The organism is Streptomyces hebeiensis (assembly GCF_052983195.1).
On sequence record NZ_JBRKBE010000002.1, the window covers coordinates 54,269 to 74,133 of the forward strand.

At 69.3% G+C, this 19,865-nt stretch carries 20 protein-coding genes and 1 pseudogene; all 21 read right to left on the reverse strand.

The window, feature by feature from the left end; all coding sequences use genetic code 11:
- Positions 1–6: 6 nt before the first annotated feature.
- Entirely contained in the window at positions 7–909 is a 903-nt protein-coding gene (locus tag ACU6P3_RS32715; RefSeq protein WP_447198282.1) for a phage tail family protein, read from the reverse strand.
- Positions 896–5,479, reverse strand: coding sequence for a hypothetical protein (locus ACU6P3_RS32720; RefSeq protein ID WP_447198283.1), 4,584 nt, complete (start codon positions 5,477–5,479; stop codon positions 896–898). The genes ACU6P3_RS32715 and ACU6P3_RS32720 overlap by 14 nt, the downstream gene beginning before the upstream one ends.
- Before the next feature lie 41 nt (positions 5,480–5,520).
- Complete coding sequence (locus tag ACU6P3_RS32725; protein WP_447198284.1) at positions 5,521–5,928, reverse strand: hypothetical protein; 408 nt, start codon at positions 5,926–5,928, stop codon at positions 5,521–5,523.
- On the reverse strand, positions 5,883–6,452 hold the full coding sequence (locus tag ACU6P3_RS32730) for a hypothetical protein (RefSeq protein ID WP_447198285.1): 570 nt from the start codon (positions 6,450–6,452) through the stop codon (positions 5,883–5,885). Before ACU6P3_RS32730 ends, ACU6P3_RS32725 begins: the two co-directional genes overlap by 46 nt.
- Positions 6,453–6,562: 110 nt before the next feature.
- On the reverse strand, positions 6,563–7,042 hold the full coding sequence (locus ACU6P3_RS32735; protein WP_447198286.1) for a phage tail tube protein: 480 nt from the start codon (positions 7,040–7,042) through the stop codon (positions 6,563–6,565).
- Positions 7,043–7,188: 146 nt separating this feature from the next.
- Positions 7,189–7,632, reverse strand: a complete 444-nt coding sequence (locus tag ACU6P3_RS32740; RefSeq protein ID WP_447198287.1) for a hypothetical protein — start codon at positions 7,630–7,632, stop codon at positions 7,189–7,191.
- Positions 7,629–8,018 carry an HK97 gp10 family phage protein gene (locus tag ACU6P3_RS32745; RefSeq protein WP_447198288.1) on the reverse strand — a complete coding sequence of 130 codons (390 nt, stop codon included), beginning with the start codon at positions 8,016–8,018 and terminating at the stop codon, positions 7,629–7,631. Before ACU6P3_RS32745 ends, ACU6P3_RS32740 begins: the two co-directional genes overlap by 4 nt.
- On the reverse strand, positions 8,015–8,464 hold the full coding sequence (locus ACU6P3_RS32750) for a DUF6093 family protein (protein WP_447198289.1): 450 nt from the start codon (positions 8,462–8,464) through the stop codon (positions 8,015–8,017). Before ACU6P3_RS32750 ends, ACU6P3_RS32745 begins: the two co-directional genes overlap by 4 nt.
- Entirely contained in the window at positions 8,464–8,847 is a 384-nt protein-coding gene (locus ACU6P3_RS32755) for a hypothetical protein (RefSeq protein ID WP_447198290.1), read from the reverse strand. Before ACU6P3_RS32755 ends, ACU6P3_RS32750 begins: the two co-directional genes overlap by 1 nt.
- The gene (locus tag ACU6P3_RS32760; protein ID WP_447198291.1) at positions 8,844–9,536 is read right to left on the reverse strand and encodes a hypothetical protein; all 693 of its coding nucleotides are present in this window, start codon (positions 9,534–9,536) and stop codon (positions 8,844–8,846) included. Before ACU6P3_RS32760 ends, ACU6P3_RS32755 begins: the two co-directional genes overlap by 4 nt.
- Positions 9,533–10,372 (reverse strand): hypothetical protein, encoded by an 840-nt coding sequence (locus ACU6P3_RS32765; protein ID WP_447198292.1) that lies wholly within the window; start codon positions 10,370–10,372, stop codon positions 9,533–9,535. Before ACU6P3_RS32765 ends, ACU6P3_RS32760 begins: the two co-directional genes overlap by 4 nt.
- Positions 10,369–10,698 (reverse strand): hypothetical protein, encoded by a 330-nt coding sequence (locus tag ACU6P3_RS32770; RefSeq protein WP_447198293.1) that lies wholly within the window; start codon positions 10,696–10,698, stop codon positions 10,369–10,371. Before ACU6P3_RS32770 ends, ACU6P3_RS32765 begins: the two co-directional genes overlap by 4 nt.
- A gap of 99 nt (positions 10,699–10,797) precedes the next feature.
- Entirely contained in the window at positions 10,798–11,148 is a 351-nt protein-coding gene (locus tag ACU6P3_RS32775; protein WP_447198294.1) for a hypothetical protein, read from the reverse strand.
- 3 nt (positions 11,149–11,151) lie between these two features.
- Positions 11,152–12,216, reverse strand: a complete 1,065-nt coding sequence (locus ACU6P3_RS32780) for a major capsid protein (protein ID WP_447198295.1) — start codon at positions 12,214–12,216, stop codon at positions 11,152–11,154.
- A 15-nt stretch (positions 12,217–12,231) separates the two neighbouring features.
- Entirely contained in the window at positions 12,232–12,966 is a 735-nt protein-coding gene (locus ACU6P3_RS32785) for a hypothetical protein (protein WP_447198296.1), read from the reverse strand.
- A 107-nt stretch (positions 12,967–13,073) separates the two neighbouring features.
- A complete protein-coding gene (locus ACU6P3_RS32790; protein WP_447198297.1) occupies positions 13,074–13,883 on the reverse strand; it encodes a hypothetical protein in 810 nt (269 codons plus the stop codon).
- Between the two features lie 196 nt (positions 13,884–14,079).
- Positions 14,080–14,325: a hypothetical protein gene (locus tag ACU6P3_RS32795; protein WP_447198298.1), complete on the reverse strand. Its 246-nt coding sequence runs from the start codon at positions 14,323–14,325 to the stop codon at positions 14,080–14,082.
- A gap of 405 nt (positions 14,326–14,730) precedes the next feature.
- A pseudogene (locus ACU6P3_RS32800) lies at positions 14,731–15,051 on the reverse strand (IS30 family transposase); the annotation flags it as partial.
- A gap of 33 nt (positions 15,052–15,084) precedes the next feature.
- Positions 15,085–16,962 (reverse strand): hypothetical protein, encoded by a 1,878-nt coding sequence (locus ACU6P3_RS32805; protein ID WP_447198299.1) that lies wholly within the window; start codon positions 16,960–16,962, stop codon positions 15,085–15,087.
- Between the two features lie 699 nt (positions 16,963–17,661).
- On the reverse strand, positions 17,662–19,299 hold the full coding sequence (locus ACU6P3_RS32810; RefSeq protein WP_447198300.1) for a terminase large subunit domain-containing protein: 1,638 nt from the start codon (positions 19,297–19,299) through the stop codon (positions 17,662–17,664).
- Positions 19,286–19,795, reverse strand: coding sequence for a hypothetical protein (locus tag ACU6P3_RS32815; protein WP_447198301.1), 510 nt, complete (start codon positions 19,793–19,795; stop codon positions 19,286–19,288). Before ACU6P3_RS32815 ends, ACU6P3_RS32810 begins: the two co-directional genes overlap by 14 nt.
- Between the last annotated feature and the right edge of the window lie 70 nt (positions 19,796–19,865).

The window sequence follows — 19,865 nt, forward strand, 5'->3', positions numbered from 1 at the left end:
GTCTCCTCAGAGGGCGGTGTAGGCGTCGCGCCAGGTCAGGCGCATGCGGGCGGTGTTGGTGTTGTCGAACGCGGTCCAGCGCATCTCGGACTGTCCGGGCGGCAGGGAGAACAGGTCGATGCGGGAGGACGCGGCCAGGTAGGCGGAGGCGTTGCCGCCGTTCTCGCGGGTGATGGTGCGGTAGCCGGGCCGGGTGTCGATGTCGATCCACTGGCTGGCGTTGAGGTTGAGGGTGGGGAAGGCGAGCTGGCGGCCGGATTCGGCGTGCGTGATGGTGACGGTGGCGCACGGGCCGGTGATACGGATGATCGGCCATGCGTCGGTATCGCCCTGGTTGTAGGCCCAGCCGGGCCGGTCCGCGGCCACCGTCCCGGACTGTACGTAGATCGGTGCGGTGACGGGGGCGGCGAATCCGCCGCCGGTGAGCCAGCCGAGGGGGATCTCGGTGGTGGTTTCGGTGTCGGCGTAGAAGGTGGGGTCCTGCGCGGTGAACTCGACGTCGAGGGGCACGTAGCCGTGGATGACTTGGCTGTACTCGGGGTCCAGGCGGCGCAGGCGGCCGGTGAGGCGTTTCACGGGCCGTCCGGGCCGTTTGATCCGCAGCACCATGCCGACGCCGCCGGTGAGGCGTACGGCCGGGTTGGCGGCGGCCTGCTGGAGAACGGAGACCATGTCGTGGCAGGCGTTCGGGTCGCCCGGGATTCGGATCGCGGCATCGATCTGGACCTGCCGGGCCGACCAGTAGTCGGGGCCGGCGAACATGCCGTCCATGGACGGCTGGTCGACGTCGCTGTCGCGGACCGGTGGCCGGCCCAGGCCGGAGGTTTCGATGACGTCGACCGGGGTTCCGGCGCCGATGAGGACACCGCCGAGGTCGTACTGCCAGTCGGCCAGGTCAAGCTCTGGCACGGGCTGCCACCCCTCCCCTGTTGGCGCGCCGTACGGAGCGGCCGACCTGCGCGGCGATGTCCGTGGCGGATGCTTCGGTACGGACCGGGTTGAGGGTGACGTGGGTGTCGCCGCTCTGCCGGATGATGACGACGGGTCGGCCTGTGGAGGCGTCGGTCAGGCCGACGCCGAACCGGCTGGCCACATCGGCGAGGACCCGGGTAGCCGGGCCTCGCTTGTTGCGGCCGAGCGGGATGAGCGCTTCTCCGTGCGTCTCGGGTTCGGCGAAGCGGATGATGCCGCCCTGCGTGGCGTACATGCCGGCGCGGATGCCGCCGTCCGCGTACGACATGCCTTTCTGGCCGCGCGCCAGGTCGGCCAGGAATTTCGTGGCGCGGGAGCCGAGGGCGGACTTGATCTGCGCGGTGGCCTTGGAGGCGACGGCGATGATGACGTCCTCACCGAGACCGGTCGTGCCGGCGACGTCGTGGATGCCGGTCTTCGACGTTTTCACGGCGGCGATGATGGCCACCAGGTCCTGCACTTGGTCGTTGGTGAGTGCGTTGTTGGCCTTGCTCGCGGCGCTGTTCGCGGAGGCGGCCTTCTTCTTGTCCTTGACGGCCGCGGCGGCGAGCTGCTGGGCGGCGGTGTCATTCTGCGCGGCCAGCTGCTTGGCGAGTTCCCCGTAGCCCTGCCCGGCGAGCTTGGCCAGGTTTGCGGCGAAGGCGTTGTCGGTGGCGGTGGCCTTGGTGACCTGCCGGGTGTAGTCCGACAGGGACGCTTTCGCGGTGGTGGCCAGGTTACGCAGGGCGGCGGCCATGTCGTTGATGTACTTCGTGGAGCCGTTGGCCATCTTCTTGGTGAGCGCGACACCGTCCTTGCCCATCGCGGCGAGGGCATCAGCGACGTCACCGCCAACCCGGTCGGCGACCTTCTCGAGGTCTCTGTTCCACGCGCGGGTCGCGGCCGACGTCGACTTCAGTTTCTTCTCGACCGCCGCCAGGTCGAAGTAGGAGACGTCCTTGCCCTTCACCTTCTTCGTCTTGTTGCCCGCCGCGCCGGCGTCGCTGGGGCTGTAGAGGGAGCCGGTGGTGGGGTCGTAGCGCCAGTCCGTGACGGATCCGGCGGCGTTCCACTGGATGCCGTCGGGGTCTCCTCCGAGGCGGCGGACGATCTCCTCGGTGATGGCGCGGGACCGGGTGCGCTTCGACCGGGCGAACGGCACGTAGCCTTCGCCGTCGGTTTCGGGCTCGGCCCACACCCGCCAGGCGCCGGCGGGGGCGATCTGCGCGACGTGGTTCTCGCGCCGCCCGGCGCGGTTGGTGCCGCCGGCGGCGTAGAAGTCGAGGATGCTGCCGCGGGCGTTCTTCCGGGGGGCCTGCACCATGTCGGGGACGCCGTTGGCGTCCGTGTCGTACACGGTGCGCTTGACGTAGGTGGTGGTGATGGTGATGCTGCGGTCGCTGAGCCGGTCGCGGGCCGCTTGCACGGCGCCGATCCCGGCCAGGGCGCTGCCGGTCTTCGCGGTGACCACGACTCGCCCGTCGGGCAGGGTTTTCGTCTTGTAGCCGAGGCTGTTCAGCAGGGATATCGCGTCGGCGGTGAGGGCTTTCACGGTGACGGACTTCGCACCCGGCGTCGCCTTGATCTTCGCGATGACCGCGTCCAGACCGGCGATGGCGTCCTCGCGGCGCATCTCGATCGTGGTGGTCTTCTTCTCCGGCACCTGGAGAAGCTCTTCGGTCAGGGCCTGGGCCTGGCCGCGGGTGAGGCCCATCTGGACGGCGGTGTCGACGAGCTTTTGCCGGCCGCGTTCGTAGATGCCGTTGACGGACTCCCATGACTGGCCGGACTCCCGGGCCGAGGTCGCCGCCTCGTCCGTCTTCGTCGCGAGGTCTTGGAGGGCGGTCGCGGCGTTGCGGGACTTTTCCGAGTTCAGGTCGAGTTCGCCGTGCGACATGCGCAGCGAGCCCGCGTTCTCCTGGGCGGCTTTCGCCGCGTCGTCGATTGCCTGCTCGAAAGCGATCATCCCGCCGAGGCTGGCCCGGTTCGCCTCGTTCAGGGCGACGATGGCCTGCCGGAGCCCGTCGGCGGACGCCTTCTGTGCGTCCAGTTTCGCTTTCGTCGCCTGGGCCTGCTCGCCGAACACGCCCATGCTGCGGGCGGCGAGTTCGTTCTCCGCTTTCAGTGAGGTGACCGCGGCTTGGTACTCGGGGAACATCTTGTTGATGTCCTTCGTGGACCAGCCGGCCGCCCGCAGCGCGTCGGCGAACCTTCTGAACTGCTCGGCGGCCAGGTCCGCGTGCCCGCCCGACACCAGCGACGCGAAGCTTTCGTCGAACGCCTTGAAGTCTTCCTTGGTGGCGCTGAGGCTCTTGGTGCCGCGGGTGAGTTCGTCCAGCTTCTGTGTGACCTTTGCGACGCCGTCACCGACTCCGGTGAACTTCAGCAGGTCCTGGGCCTTGCCGAGCGCTTCGGTTTCTCCGCGCATCCGGCTGGCCTTCTCGACGAAGCCGTCCATGTCACCGAACGTCTTCTTGAGTTCGCCGCCGAACTTTCCGGCCGACTCGAGGTTCTTCAGTGACGTGGCCAGCTTGTCGATGTCCGGCGGGGCGCCCTTGGCCTTGTCGGCGAGCTTGCTGATGCCCATTGCCACCAGGGCGAGCGCTGCGAGGACGATACTGGCCTTCTGCATCGCGGTCAGGCTGGCGGTCACGCTCGAGATCGCGGTGGCGACGCCTCCGAATCGGGCGGAGCGGATGAACCGGGTGGTGTTGGTGGCGGCGGTGGCCATCACGGGGCCGACGATGGCGAAGCCCGCCATCGCGAGATTCACGGCCTTGACGGCGACAGCTACTTGCAGGAGGGCGGAGATGAGGCTGGTGGGGACGGCGTCCACGAGCTTCGCGAACACGTTGACGGCCTGGAGCATGCCGACCCCTACGTCGGAGGCGGCAACCAGCAGGTGCACCAGGGCCTGGGAGAGTGCCGTGAGGGTGTCCCCGACGAGCGGACCGTTCTCCTTGGCGTAGCGCATGAACTCAGCGACCGAGCCGCCGATCTCCCCCGTGTCCAGGGACTGCGTGAAGCGGACGAGGCCGCTGTTCGCTTTCGCCAAAGATTCTTCGGAGAACTCGGCGAAGCTGGCCATGAACCGGTCGAAGCTGTCGGTGTTCATCCCGCCGGCGACGATGTTCAGGAACCGGTCCAGTTCGCGGGAGGTGCCCTTGACCAGGGGGGTCATCTTCGGGAACAGGGCGGCGAGGATGGAAAACGACTTGTTGGCCAGCGGCATGGTGTCCCCGGCCAGCGCGTTCGACCAGCCCGTGTACTCGTCCTTGAGGACGGACAGGCCTGCTGCGGCCCGGCGGGTCGCCGGAGGCATCTCCTGCATCTGCCGGACGAGTTCCTTCTCGGCTTTCGCCGCTTCCGGGGATGCTTTGCCGTGCTCCCGTACCGCCTTGTCGTAGGCGTCTTGGGCGTCGGTGGCCTCACTGAGTGCGTTGATCTGACCCGCGACCGCTACGCCGAACGCGACCGCGCCCGCACCGGCGGCGGTCAGGCCGGCGGCGAGCGGCGCGATCGACGCGGCGACCGGGATCAGGGCGGTCGCCAGGGCGATCACTCCGGCGGCCAGGTTTCGGGTGCCGCTGCTGGCGCTGGAGGTTGAGGAGCCGAGGCCGCTGACGGTGCCGCGCAGGCCGCCCATACGCCCGTGCACGCGGGTCAGTGCACCGTCCAAGTCGTCCATGTCGGAGCGCAGTGTCCGCGTGCGCCCGGACAGCGTGTTGAGGTGGCCGTCGGCGCTGCGGGCCGCAGTGTTCAGGGACCGCAGCCCAGTGGCGGCCAACAGTGCACGGTTACGCAGGTCGTCCAGGGCGTCGGCGGTTGCGGCGGCTCGCCCTCGGAGGGTGCGGAGCGCACGGGAGGTGTCCTGGGCTGCGTCCGTGACCTGACGCAGCGCTGCCGCGGCCGCAGCAGCGTGACCGGTGAGGGTGGCGAGGGCGGTTCCGGCGCGTTCGGAGTCGCTGTGCAGGTCCCGCATGGCCGTGGCTGTGGCAGTAATCTGCGCGGGATCGCCGTCGAACGCGACCGAGAGGCGTACGGGGCTGAGGCGCTGGAGGTCGTTGACGGCGGCACGTACGGCTGCCGTGCCGGGCCCGGTCCGGTCCTCGAGCCGGGCCGTGATCCGTACGTCGCTTCCGGCCGCACGCAGCTGCGCCTCGGCGAGGGCCGCCGCGGCGGCGAGGTCGCGCATGTCGCGGGCTGCGTCACGGGCCTGACCGGCCATCCGGATCAGCCGGGCCCGCGCCATGTCGGCGGCACCCCCGACTCGGGTGATATCGCCGGTGGTGGAGCGGGCGGTGGAGCCGAGCCGACCGACGTCGCGGCGTGCGGCGGAGGCCGCCGTGCCCAGGGACCGGACGGTTCCGGCGGCGCTGCTGGTGGTGCGGCTGAGGGTGCGGACTTCGCCAGTTGCGGCGCGGGTCGCGGCGGCGAGGGTACGAGCGTGCGTGGCGTTCTGCCGCAGGGTGCGCGCCAGGCTGGCCCCCTGGCCGCGCAGGTCCACGCTCAGGTTCCACTGCGCCACCGGACCGCCCTCCTCTCATCGGCTTGAGTTTGTTCTGCTGGTCAGGTCAGGGATTGCTGCACGTCCAGGGCCGCAGCCACCGACGCCGGAAGCAGCACGACCTTCAGCCCGGCGCCCGCCGCGCCCTCCGGGATCTCCTTCTGCCGGGCCTGGAGTTCTTCGCAGCCCCAGCACTTGTGGACTTGGGCGACGTAGGCGTAGGGGTCGCCGCCGAGGTCGGGGTCCCAGTCGGATTCGCGGGTGCCGCACTGCGGGCACACGGTGCGCTGGTAGGCGCGGTAGGCGAGGGCCTTCTCGCGGTCGCGGGCCGTCCACCGGCCGGTGCCGGCGCCTTTGAACTGGGAGTGGGGGATGCCCCACCGGTCGCACAGTTCGAGTTCGGCGCGGAGCCGCTCATCCGCGATCAGCCTTTTCCCACGTCGAACCGCACCTCGGACTGCACGTCCCACGCGGTCTGGAACAGGCGGGCGGCCTCGCCGGCGGACCAGGTGTTGAGGAAGTGGCGGGCGTCGTCCTCGGTGATGCCGTCGAGAGAGGAGCGGGAGATGAGGACGGGGCCGAGGGTTTCCGCGTTCGCGGTCGCGCCGTCGTCGGCCTGCGTCTCGGTCGGCGGATGCGCCGCTTTGAGGTCTTCGAACTCGGTCCGCTCGAGTGCCTGAAAGACCAGCACGTCGGCCACAGCGTCGAATGCTGCCTGCGCTGCTTCGGCCTCCGCGTCGGCGTGCTCGGCGGCTTCGGTGAGGTCCTTGTTGGTGGGGTCGGCGGCCAGGCGTTCCCGGAGGCGGGTCTGGGTGTACAGGACGGCGTTCAGTGCGTCCTTGACCTGGTGGTCGTCGCAGATGGTCATCTTCGCGGTGGGCCGCTGCCGGGCCCGGAGCCGTTCGCGTTTCGCGGCCCAGTGCGCGTCCTGCGCGACCGCGGCGGCGGGCGGGGCCGGCTTGGCCGGAGCGGTCTTTTTCGCGGTGCTGCTCATGGGATGTCTCTGTCTCCGTCAGGGGAAGGGGGACCCGGCCGGGCACCGTGGCGGCGCCCCTTCCCAGTGCGTGCCGGGGGCCCGGCCGGGAGCTGCGGGCGGAAGGGGTGTCAGGTGGCGGCCGGGACGGCGGCGCCCTGCACAGGGCGGGAGGTGATGGAGCAGGTCACCATGAACTTTGCGGCTTCGTTGTCCGCGGTGTACTGGGGTGACTGCGATGCGACCCGGATCGGGAAGATGTCCATCGACTTGTTCGTCGGGACGTCCCCCTTGCGGAAGATGGCGATGTAGCCGACGGTGCCCTTCGCGAGGAGTTCCTCGACCTCGGACTCTTCCTCGTCCTCGTAGAACGTGAAGCTGGAGGACTCGGCCTTGTCGCTGCCGGGGATCGTTCCGTCGTAGGTGTCCGCCATGTTCGGGGTTTCGATCTCGTTGTTGGAGACCGTCCATCCGTCCATCGCGGCGATGAACTCGGAGAACTCCGTGCCGCTGGTGATCTCGGCCCGGGTCGGAATCATGGTGGTCGCGGCGATCGTCGGGAGGAAGAAGAACTTCGACGTTCCTCGCCGCATGTACTTCTTGACAGGCATCGGGGCCCCTTGTCCCGGGGCTGCCCCGCGCGGCGCGGAACGAGTCCCCTTTTTACACGGTGGGTGTGTGGGTGCGGCCACCTGCGTGGTGGCGTCCGCGTGGGGTCCCGCCGCGGTGCGGTACTACAACCGGCCCCAGGGGCTGGTCAGGAGGTCAGGTCCAGCCTGATCCTCAGCGCGTAACTCATGATTCCATCGGATGCGTCCGATGCTGCCCCCGCTTCGACGTCGAGGTTTCGGCCGATGACGCGGGCGCCGGGCACGGTCAGGTCGTGCAGCCAGCGGCCTGTCGTCGGGTCGCGGCCGAGGATCGCGGTGCGGGCCCGGTCGGCCATCAGCTCGGCCTGGTCGGCGACTCCGTAGGAGCCGGGCCGGGCCGGATCGGGCCCGGACACGGCGGTCAGCTGGTAGACGAGCGAGGAGTCCTCGCCCCGGTCGGCGAATGGTGCCCCGGAGACCTGCGCGTGGATGGAGTGCAGCAGGTAGTACGGCGGGTCCTGGCTCGGCTTCTGCCCGCGGCCCACGGGGAAGCCGGTGGCTGTGGTGACGAGTTCGGCCAGTGCTGTGGTCACCGGAAGCCGGGCGATCACGAGAGCACCTCGCTCACTGCGCTCAGCATGCCTGCACGGAGCGCACTCTGGATGGCGGGGACGGCGGGCCCGACGTGCGGGAAGGGCGGCTGGTAGTAGTGGCGGCCGAGGCTGTCGGTCATGTCGAAGAATCCGAACTCCAGGCGCCGGCCCTGCGGACGGTCGGTGCCGATGGTGCACTGCGCGCCGTGGGGGATGGCCCGGGTCTGGGTCTGCCAGGACGCCCAGTACTGGCCGGTGATGATATTCGGTCCGGGCCGGCCGGAGGCGTTCGCGCGGATCAGAGCACGGCCGAGCTCACCGGCATGCTGCACGGCCCGTTCGATGGCGGGGCCAAGGTCGGTAGCGGCGCGGTCGAGGCGCGAGGCGAGTTCGTCCGGGGTCACGGGGCGTCCGCCGAGACACGGTCTTGGTCGAGGACGGTTTTGCGGACGACTTCGACGGTGCTGACCATGCCGGGAGCCGCGCACGTCCAGGTCCGGCCGAGGAGCGAGGTCCGCTTCGGGTCGTGCACGGCGGTCACCGTGACGACCGCGTGTTCTGGGGGAATCGGCGCGGTCAGGGGGGTGAGGAGGAAGTAGGTGAGCTTGGTCTGCTGCACCCACTGCTGGACCGCGTCGGGGATCGCGGCGTGCTCGGTGGTGCCGCTGGCAGAGACGACCGCGCCCGGCCCGTCGTACAGCACCGTGCCCAGCGGGTACTCGAGCTCACCGGTGTCGGTGTTCAGGACCGGTGCGCCGACGCCGGGCAGGGTGACGCGGACGGTGTCGATGAGCAGGTTGCCCTCAAGCCATTGGGTGACGCCTGCGAGCGCGCCATCGAGACCGGCCATCAGCTGCTCCCCTGCGCCCAGTCGGCGAGCTGCGCCAGGATCGCCCGGGTGACCTCGTGCTTGCCGCCGCCGAGGTCCGGCCGGTCGAGGGCTGCGCGCTCGAGCTGGGCAGGGTCGATGCTGGCGAGGAAGTCGGCGACAGTCTGCCCCGAGTCCCTGTCTTGAAATTGGCCGACAGCGACGTGCGCGAGGCCGTCGAATACGGTTGCGGCGTTGGGGTGCGCGTAGAGAACGACGACGGGCGGCTGCATGGCCCGGTGCTCGATTGTGTAGCCCTGAAGGTGGCGGCTGACGTCGACCTCGTCAAGGAGGAATCGAGTACTGACCGGGTCACTGGTGATGGAGATTCGGTGCTGCCCGTCGCTCATGCTCGGCTCGGTCATGCTTCCGCCCTCTCCCGTACCTGCCCGACCGCTGCCCGGACAAAGCTCCAGTCCAGCCGGGCTGGCTCACGAACGCTGGTGTCTACACCGTTCTCCTTGGCCAGCGCTTCGCACCTCTGAAGCTCGCGGAGCGTGTGGTGCGCGTTAGCGAACGCATGATGCCGACGCGACTGCTGCGCCCCGTACCCGGCCTCACCCGTTGCTCGTAGCTGGTGAAACAGATCAGGATCCCGATACCCAATGGCGTCTATGACTCGGGCGAGCTGTTCTCGCGCGCTGGAGATCCAACGGGGAAACCCTGGTGGGTAGAGGCAGTCGGTGTAGTAGCCGAATACGTCACGCAGGTCCCGGAGGTCACCGTTGCCGTAGGCGGACCAAAACTGAGGGTTGTCCGTTCTGGCGATGAAGGCTTCGAACAACTCTTTGATCTTCTCCATGGTCATCACTTCGGAGTCGTCCCAGTCAAGTCTGAGAGGGTCCTTGGCGACAGGAAGGGCCTCGATGGCCTCCCAGGGGAGAGATGCCGACGCCTGATGGAAATCCAACTCTCGGTTCACCGCGTAGAAGCAGCGCCCGTCATCAGCGGCGATCCCGACGCTGACCAGAGCAGTTCGACCCCCTTTACTAGTTTTTGTGATCTTTTCGGCACGCTGTGAAAAAGTCTTCAGCTCAAGGCAAAGCAGAGTCATGCGAGGGCTCCAGGGGTGAGCGTGGGGCGTGCGAAGTGGGGCAGGAACTCGCGGACACAGTGCGCGTGGGCCGTGGGGTGTGTGAGCGCGTCGTGGATGTCGCGGATGGTGCCGTCGGCCCGGTCCGGGTCCCGGTGGGAGGTCCATCCGCAGTCGGCGCCGTCCCGGACCTTGACCTGGGTACAGGCGAGCTGTTCGTAGGCGGTGGCGACCGCACCCGCATTGGCGGTGGTGACGGCCTGCCAGGACAGGGCGGCGCCCGCCCACGCGTCGACCGGGTGGCGGGCGTTGTTGGCGTAGATGACGGTGTCGAGTGGGTGTTCGCGGCGCAGTGCGGCCCGGTTGAAGGCGCCGTAGGTGTAGCGGTCAACGCGGTTGCGGGAGGCGGTCATGGCGGCCCGGAGGAACGCCTGCGCGCGCCGTACGGCCTCTTGGAGGCGGCCCATCAGGTCGGCGTAGTACTGGGCGGTGATGCTGGTGATGGATGCTTGGTGCCGGGTGGTCCAGGACCAGAGGCGGTGGGGCCGGTCCGCGCGGTCGAGCATGGCCAGGGATCCTTCCCGGTAGGCGAGGGGGAGGTCGGTGGCGGCCCATCGTTCAGCGAACGCTCCGACGGTCCGGTTGAAGTCGGCGATGCTGCGCTGGAACGCGGTCTGGGCGGCGCGGATGCGGGCGGCGGCGTTGCGGCCGGGCCGGATCGCGGCGAGCGTGTCGAGGAGCCGGTTCTGGGCGGTAGTGAGGATCCGCCAGGCGGCCGTGAGGCGGCGGGTAGCGTCGGTGATGAACGTCAGGAGGCGGGAGCGGAGGGTGCGGCGGCCGCGTACGGGGGTGGTCATCGGCGGGGCCGTTCGACGAGTTGGATCACGCCGGGGCCGCTCGTGGGGCTGTCGGTGTCCGGGTCGTCGGGTGCTGACGGGATCCCTTCCTCAAGGAGGGCGATCTGCCTCTCGAGGGCGGCAATGTTCCCGGTGAAGTTGACGGAGACGACGCTGGTCACGGTGACGCTGCTGGGCTGCCCGATCAGAGCGGCCTTGCGCTCATAGAGGACTTCGAGGGCGACCGCGCGGGCGTTGCCGAGGCGCTGGTAGCGGGCGGCCAGGTCGACGAGGTCGGTGCTGGGGCCGAGCTGCGAGACGAGCCAGGCGCGTACGGCGGCGTCCATGCGGCTCCTCCAAGGGTGGGGGTCGGGGTGGGAAGGGGAGGTGAGCGGGTGCGGGCCCGGCCTGGCGCCCCCACCAGGGGGTTCCGGGCCCGCACGCCGCTACTGGCCGCCGGTGCCCTCGTCGGCGGCCGTCCGGCCCCTCGCCGGTTTCTTGGCCGCGGTCTTCCGCGCGGCCGGCTTGGTGTCCCCGGTCTCGGGGGTCGGGTTGTCGGGGTCAGCGGAAGCGCCGGAGACGTCGCCAGAGGCGCCGTCCGGGCCGTTTCCGGTAGGGCCCGGCGGGTCGTCCTGCTTCGGCTTCGGCAGGCGCGGCAGCTTCCCGTCGACCCACGCGGCCGGGTTCGTCACCAGTGCCGCCAGGCGCGGCTCCGGGCTGGTCCCCGGGGCCAGTTCCACGGTCTGGTGCGTGTCCGGGTCCGTGACGTACACGGTTGCTGCGAGCTGGGCGGTCATGGGTCACCACACCGTCGCGGCGATGTGGATGTCCGGGACGTACATGACCGGCAGCGCGGCGGCGGATCCCTTGGTCCACACCTGCGGCGGGTCGTCCTGGTAGCCGCGGGTGACGACGATGCCGGGTGCCTCCTCACGCACGATGGCGGGGTTGCCGCCGCTGGAGAGGATGAGGCCGTCCGCGGTGAGTCCGTACTGGGTCTCGGCCCACTGGGTCGGGTTGGGCGGCAGCAGGAAGAACATGTTCTCGGGCAGGGCCCGCACGTCGGTGCCGTTGTCCAGCTCGATCTTCACGTCGTACGGGGTGATCGGCGGGAGGCCGTAGCGGGAGCGGACGACGTTGACCTCGTTGGGTGCGAGGACTGCGGTGGGGATGGTCGAAGCGGAGTTCACCGAGCCGTAGTAGGCGGCACGGTAGGAGTCGTTGCCCATGGCCAGGGCCATCGTCTTGTACGAGGTAAGCCCGCGGGCCGGGGCGGGTGCGCCGCTGGCGCGCAGGACCTCGATCCACCGCATCTCGTCGCCGAGCATGTCGGCGGTCGGGTCGGTCCAGGGGATGGGGGCGGTCGGCATGTTCGCGGCCGGCACCTTGTAGTCGGCCTCCAGTGTGAGGCCGTTCTCGCCGGTGAGGCTGAACTTGCCGTCGGTCAGGAGGTCTCCGACGGCGAGCTCGAGCCGCTTCTTGACGGACAGGAAGTGCGCGGCGACGTCGTCGTAGACGGCGTTGACCAGGTCGCGACTGTCCATGCCGCGGTCGAGGTTCTCGAGGATGGTTTCGAACTCGCCGACGATGTACTTCTGGCCGAGCGGGAGGAGCTTGCCGGAGGTCGCGAACTGCGTGATCTCGCGGGTGGCGACCTTCGTCTGCGCGTCCCACGCCCGGTAGGAGGCGGCGGCGACCCGCCGGCGGGTGCCGTGGGTCTCCCACTTGACGGAGTCGATGGTGCGTTCGGGCATGACCGACAGGGTCAGGGCGTAGTCGGCGGGGGTCTGGAGGGCCCGGACGAACGCCTGGATCTCGGTCGGGCTGATGTCGCGGAGCAGGAGCTCCAGCATGTCGTTCGGCATGGTGGCGTCTCCTGGTCAGATCTTGTAGACGAACTGGGTGTTGGATCCGGCCGGGACGTCGGCCGGGTCGAAGGCCACGGGGAGCTTCGGCACGTCGATCTGGCCGTGGACCATGAGCGGCGCGGCGACCTTCGTGGAGCCGGGGTAGAAGGACACCTCGGTGAAGAGGAATCCGGCGAACTTCTGGGTGCCGTCGGACGCGGTGGGGGTGCCGCCGGCGGTGGTGGTGGCGACGGTGACGCCCGGGGTGGTACCGCCGGTGAGGGAGGCGGTGGCGGTCATCTGGGCGACGTTGTCGCCAAGGTAGGCGCCGCCGAAGGTGACCGCGTACGGTCCGCCGGCGTTGCCGGTGACCGCCAGGTCGCCCGGGTTGATGTTCGACAGGGCCTCGAGGGCGGTCTGCACCGTGGCGGCGGTCGCGTTGTAGGCGATCGCGCCGGTGGTCTGCCCGGAGAACGTGAGCGTGAACGTTCCGCCGGTCGGGCCGCCGGTGATCGTGACGGACTGAACTTCGTTGGTGACGGCGGCGTACGGCTCGTACAGCTTGGTCGTGGCGTTCTGCCCGAGGGGGATCCCGGACTTGAGCTTCCGCTCGGGCTGGTACTTCGACGCCTCGGTCCAGTGGAGGTTCTCGTCGAACGCGGTGAGGTCGAGGGTGACGCTGATGTTGGCTTCGATGCCGAGCATGCTCATCAGCCACGGGCGGCCGACGGCGAGGGTCTCGGTGGTGGTGTACGGCTGGATGTCCACGCCGTAGCCCCTTTCGCGAGTACGCGGTATGTGAGGGCACCTGCGTGGTGCCGTCCACGGGGGTTCGGGGCGTGGTCCCAATGGTGGTGCGGGTGGAGCGTGGTCGGTCAGGCTGCGTCGTTGGTGCGCAGGCCCATGGCGATGGCTCGCTGGCGGGCGGCTTGGGTGATGGCGTCCTTGCCGCCTGCGGGGGTGCGCTGCGGCGGTCCGCCGGCCGGGGCCCCGCCGGGGGCGGGCGGCAGCGCGGGCGGCGCGGCGGGCGTACCGAAGAGGACGGGGCGTCGTTCCTTCAGTTTCTCGGCGGCTTCGGTGATGGCCGTCGAGTCGGCGTCGTCGGCGACGCGGAGGAGTGCGGCGGCGTCGTCGAGGTCGTCTCCGGTGGCGCCGAGGCGCACGAGGGCGGCGCGGATGAGGCTGTCGCGGTCCCGGCGGGCGGCTGCTGCTTCGCGTTCGGCGGCGGCGGCCTCGCGGGCTTCGGCGGCCTTCTCCCGTTCGGCGGCGGCTTCGGTGCGGCGCTGCTCCTCGCTGAGCTGCGCCTGGCGGGCCTGTTCCGCGTCCTTGAACATTTGGCCGAACTTGCCGGCGTCGAAGCTGTCGGGGTCGAAGGGGATGCCGGCGGCTTCGGCGAGTTCCCGGTAGGCGGCGTTGCGGCCCTTGGCGTTCTCCCGCGTCATGATTTTGCTGAAGCGGGCTTGGGTCATGGCGAGGCCGGTTTCGCGGTCGATCAGCGGTTCCGGGCCTCCGCTCGGCGGGGCGGGTGCGGGGGGTGTGGTGCGTGCGGCGAGGTCGGCGGGGCTCGGCACCTGGGGCGTGTCGCCGGAGTTGTAGAACACGGCGAGGCCGGTGATGCCGGTGTAGGGGCGGGTCCAGGCCGGGTGTGCGGGGGTGGTGCGGTGGTGCTGCGCGGGGCGACGCATGAGGGCAGATCCTCCCAAGGAGAGTTCAGGCCCCGCGCCTGAGGTCAAGGAAAGCACGGATCGTCTCACTCGTTGCCCCCGCTCCCCTGCCCGGCGGATTCCAGGGGTCGTTGCAACACCGGTGGTGAACTGGCTGGTTCGCCAACATATCGAGGCCCTGGCCGGGAATCCCGGCCAGGGCCTCGATTGTGTCGGCTCAGATCTTGGTGAGCATGGTGCGCTGGATGCCGGTGTGGGAGCCGCGCGCCCATCGGACGGCCTGGAAACCCTGCTTGCGGAGCCAGGCGGTGACGTCGGCGCCGGTCATAGCCGGGGTGATCGGGAGGCGGGCGGCGGTGGCGTGCTCGGGGTAGCCGCAGTTCACCCGGGTCTCAGTCGTGATCTTGGCGACCCGCTTGCCCCACTCGGTGACGATCTCGGCGCGGTAGGTGATCTCAGTCATTTCCGTCTCCCCTGCTTGCGTCCCGTTTCGGTGCGGGTTTCCCGCTCCCTCGTGACTTCAGTATGCCTAGACAGTCTTGACATTGTCAAGCCCGTCTAGGCCAAGACTGGGTGGTAGCCTCTGGGTATGCCTATGAGCGATGACGAGATCCTGAAGATCCTCACCGACTACGACGCCGAGCTCGCCGAGGCGACCGCCGGGCTGCGCAAGCGCCGAGCCGAGCGGCTCCAAGCGGCCCTGGACTCCGGCCGGAGCCAGGCCGACATCATCCGAGTCACCGGCAAAAGCCGCGAAGCGGTCCGCCAGTTCCTCGATCCGGCGGCAGCGGATGCAGCAGCCGCGGCCAAGAGGAACGCCCGAGCGGCCAGCCGCGCCTCCTAGTCCGGCGAAGCCGCCGAAGCCAGAAGCGCGGCCGAGCTCGGCGGCGATAGCGCGGACCGTGGCTTTCTCCCGCAGCCGGTCGGCTATGTGGATCCGATCGGCCTCTGACAGGAAACGCGATGAAGCGCCCGAGGGCACCTGCGCGATGTGCGCTGGCCTCGGGCGCTTCTTGCGTCCCTCGGGCCGGCCGTTGCGCCACTCACGACCGGTCCGAGGGTTGATGCCGACGAGCTTGCTCGCCTCTTTGTTGCCATAGCCCAGCTGCATGAGCCGGAAGTATTCCTGCCGCTCCCGGCTCAGCTTGCTCCCGGAGTGCTGCTTGGCGGGTCGGATCTCGAAGGACATCGCATCCCCTGAACAGGGGTGTTGCGACGACCGCTAGAACGGAAGGGGCGGTCCGGCGGGGTCGTCTTCGGTCTGGCCGGCCTGCCCGGGTAGGCCGGGGAGCTGGACGACGGGCGGTTCGGGGTCGGGGGTGATGTCGATGCCGAGGAAGTCGCCGACGGCGTCGCTCGAGCCGGTGGCGTCCGCGAGGTCCTTGGCGTCGGCGAACGCGCGGGACTGAATGCGTTTGATCTCCTCGTCGATGTCGTCAACGGGGTAGCCGGCGTCGGCGAGCATCCGTACTGCGGTTTCGAGGGAGAGGACCCCGGCTTCGACGCCCTTGACGGCCTGGTCGAGGATCGCGGCCCGGTCTGTGGGGGTGTAGGGGCCGCGGACGAGTTCGGCGGGCAGTGGGGTGATGCCGGCCCAGTCGGGGTGCTGGCCGGCGAGGTTCAGGCGCTGCACGAACTTCAGGAGCAGGGCTTCCTTGTCGGCGCGGGCGAGACGCATTCCGGCGATGAGGGAGTCGAGGGGGCCGAGGGAGAGGGCGAGGGCGTAGCCGGAGGGCACCTTGGACGGGTCGACGGTGCCGAGGGAGACGGGCGGGAGGCGTACGACGTTCGCGGCCTGGTCGGCGAGGTCGTGGCGCTGGTTTCGGAGTTCGGCGAGCTGCGGGGCCGTGTTGAGGGTGTCCATGCGGCCGCCCTCCCCGAGTTCGAAGACCATGCCGGGGCTGACGGACAGTTCCCGCTTCCCGGAGGTCTCGAAGCGTTTCCCGGCCAGACCGAGGATCGGAGAGCCGGTCGTGGCGGACGCGCGGCTGCTGTCGGTGTCGGTGCCCTGAAGGTCGTCGAACACCTGCAACGCCTTGGCAAGGGAGGACTGCCCCCAGTGTTCCTCGGCGGGCGGCACGGTGTTGGGGATGTGGACGACCGGCAGGAAGTCGATGTACAGGTCGAGGCGGTCGAGGACTTCGCCATCGGCGCGGGTGGCGTAGCGGGCCTTGTCCAGCGGGAGGGAGTCGACGTCGACCGGGCCCTTGAGGTCGCCGAGGTCCCAGGTGGCATCGGTGAGGTAGCAGGTCTGCGCGGACGGGCCGTCGTTCCACGCGTACTGGCGGGTGATGACGCCAGTGTCCGGGTCCGGGGTGTCGCCGAGGCCCAGGAGCGGGGCGGGCGGTTCGCCGTTCTCGCCGGGGTCGGACATGAGGGGCGCGCGGACCGCGCGTCCCGTGCGGTCGACGCCGGGCGCGGTCGCGGGCCGGATCCAGTCCAGCTCGTAGGTGATGCGTCGTAGCCGCGGCTTGAGGCCGCGCTTGGGGTCCTCGGGGAGTTCCCACGCGAAGTGGACGCGGTCGGGGAACTCGCCTCCGTCAGCATCTTCGCCGAGGACGGGGAAGTAGAAGCCGGGGTCGGTGACCCGGACCGTGACGCGCTGCTTGGCCGGGTCCCAGGCGAGGCGGTAGACGCCGTCTCCGAGCGCGACGGCCTTGCGTTCGCACTGGAGCATGCGCATGGCCAGCCGTTCGGTGGTGGCCCAGTCCCGCAGGAGGTCCTGGACGCGCGCGGCGGTGGCCTGGTCGACGGTCGAGTCGCCGGTGCCGGTCTGCTCGGCGCCGGGGACAACGATGGTCTGTCCCTCCCCCAGCACCTTGGACACCAGGGTGTCGATGAACATGGAGGGGTCGCCGAACTCGCGGCGTTCCCGGGCGGTCGCGCCGTCGCGGATCTCGGCAAGCTCGGCGGCCTGGTTGTTGTCGTAGGCGGCCAGGAGTTTGTACGCGGCGAGGCGGCGTTCGTCGGCGGCCGGCACCCAGGAGGCGTGTGCTTCGGGGAACGCGCGGCGGTACGGCATGCCGAGGGTGGGGTCGCTGTAGATCGGCTTGTAGTTCAGCCACGACCAGGCGTCCACGATGACGGACTTGAGGCCCACCAGGGATCCCTTCGGAGTAGGCCCCGCGCCTGTTGATCAGGGTACGTGCTTGGTCCGGTGGGGATGCCTCCGGCTTTTCCTTGGTGACCCTCCTTGTTTGATCCGAATGGAAGATCGAAGAATCTCCTTCGGTTCTCGTTCGAGGCGTTTTCGGAACGTTTCCGCAGGTCAGCCACATCCGAATTCACCCCAACGGGTGAAATTGATATCAAGAACAACGAGTTGGTCGCGAATCGTCGTTCCAAGGGGGTGTCTGACGCGCCGTAGAGTGTCCCCCACGGACGTCTCACTCAGTCTCACCAGTCCGCTCACTCCGGTGCACGTGCCCGGATGGGGCAGCTCCTCGCGTCGTCCGGCGCGAGGGGTACGACGGACTGGAGGAGGTGTGATGGAAGACGATGAACGGCCGGACTGGGCGTTCTGGGCCCTCGTCATCGCGGTGATCGAGTTGCTGCTCGACATCGCGAGTCGCTGACGAGGCCCGGCCCCCAGCCGGCCGTCCGTACCTGGGCCGTCCCCGTGAGGGGGCGGCCCACCCTTATGTACAACCTGATACATGTACCTTTGGTTGCGCTAGCCAATGTCTCATGCTTATAGCGATGCAATCCACTTTGCTCCAAGCATTTCGCGGGCCCTGGCATAGTCGGCCTAGGATCCTCGAACCTGCCTCAGCAGCGGGAACGTTGAACTCATCCGTCATCATCTGCGTCCTGAAAGTCTCAGATCCTGGTACGGACTGGAAGCGACAGATGCCGCTGCTGGATCTGCCAGTTCGGTGAGTCCGTGTACGCAGGCGTCCATGCGGTCTGGGGAGTCCATGCCGGGGATCCAGGTGACAAGCTGTCCCTCCAGGCGGGGGAACTCGCCCACATGGTGGACGAGGCCCTGGGCGTAGAGCTGTGCGATCGGTTCGGCGCGGAGGCGTTTTCCCTGCTTAGCGTGCACTTCGATGATGGCAGGCATCAGCATGCCGCCGGTCTCACCTGCTTCGGAGAGTTCCTTCCATGCTTGCCGGAGGATCTGCTTGGCCATGTCGCCGCCGAAGTTCGACTCCACAACGATGGCGTCTGCACGTAGCTCGATGGCGAGGCGGCAGGCCGCGTGGCCCCAGGTGTCTGCGCCCATCCGGTCGGACCTGTCTGCAAGGACGTACAGCTGTCCTGCGTGGTCGCGTCCGCCGGCCCACAGGCCGGTTTCGTCGTTGACGTCGTCTGCTCCGCCTGCCGTGTCGACGGCGACGATGACGCGGGTCAGGTCGACGCCACGGAACTGCATGGGGGTGAGGCGGTTGTCGGTGATCCATGGCCACTCCCAGATGCCGCCCTCGAGGGGGCGTGGCTTCTGCATGTAGAGGGACCACCAGACGCGTTCTCCGACCGCGCGGCGGATCTTCTCGAGGGCTTTGCGGGCGTAGCGTACGGGCCAGAGGGGTTCGCCGATCTTCCGGCCGAGTGGGTCGTCTTCGGTGTCGCAGATGGCGGGCAGGTCGAGGATGGTCCAGTCGGAGGCGTCTTCGCCTTCGAGGATCCGTCCGGCGAGGTCCTGTTCGTGCCACCTGGTTTGGATGACGATGATCGAGCCGCCGGGTTCGATGCGCGTGTTGAGGACGGATGTCCACCAGTCCCAGAGTCGGCGGCGCATGGTTGGGGATTCGGCATCGGCTGCGTCCTTGATGGGGTCGTCCACGACTGCCAGGTGGGCGCCTTTGCCGGTAAGGCCGCCTCCGACGCCTGCGGTGACGAGCCCGCCTTCGAGGCGGTCGCCGGTGTCGGGGGCGGCGAGGTCGAAGCGGTTGGCGGCTTTGGAGCCGGCGTGGAGGGCGAGGCTGAGCTGGGTGCCGTAGGTGTTGATGGCGTCGCGGATCCACCGGCCGTGGTCGTCGGCGAGGTCGGCGGAGTAGGAGGCGATCATCACTCGGTGGTCGGGGTGCCGGGATAGGTACCACAGGGGTGCCCAGCGTGCGGCGCGGCGGGACTTCCCGTGCCGCGGGGGCATGGTGATGAGGACCTTGCGGGGGCGGCCGGCGGCGATGTCGCGGAACACCTGGTCGATGAGGTCCAGGTGCCGGGCTTGTTTCTCCTTGCCGTCGGTGAGGATCGCGGACATGGCGCCCGGGGACCGCTTGAGGGCCATGTCCCGTTCGACGCCGGCGAGCAGGGTCCGTATTTGGGGGCTGGCGGCGATTGCGATACGGCGTCGCTGGGCACGGTTCAGACGCCGGTACTGCGTAACCAGTTCGAGGAATTCCTCCGCCTCGTCTACGACGTCGGCGTCGGCGTCGGCGTCGGGCTGGTGTTTTGCCGCGTCGTGGGCCAGGGGCGGGTCAGTCGTCTTCATCGGTGGTGTCGCCGTCATCAGCGTCGTACGGGTCCTCGAGGACGTCGTCCTCGAGGTCGGGTTCACCGGCGGTGCGGATGAGGTTGCGCAGCTCGGCGATCGCGACCGGGCCGACAGGGACCGCTCCCCCGTCGGGCCCGGACAACTCGGTCCTGGCGGGCATGTCGAGGCCGTTCAGCTTGGCCTGCCGGTCCATGAGCTTGAGGACGAGCTCGGCGGCCTTGGTGTCGCCGCCGGCGGTGGCGTCCTCCCAGTGGGCTTCGAGGAGCGCTTCGAGGCGTTCGTTCGCCTCCTGCCGGTACACGCTGGCTTCGGCGGCCTGCTCGTCTCGGCGTTCCTCGATGGCACGGATGAAGTCTTTGCTGGCGGCGCCGCGGCTGGTGTAGCCGAGGCCGAGGATGCGGGGGTCTTCAAATCGGACGCCGGCGCGGCGCAGGCGAATCAGTTCTGCGCGGCGGGCGGCGACTTCGGCTTGTTCGGATTTGGAGGCTGGCATGGCGGTGGGGGCTCCCGCTCGATATTGGTGTGGCCCCGCGCCTGTAACCGATGATCCACGATGCGGGCGG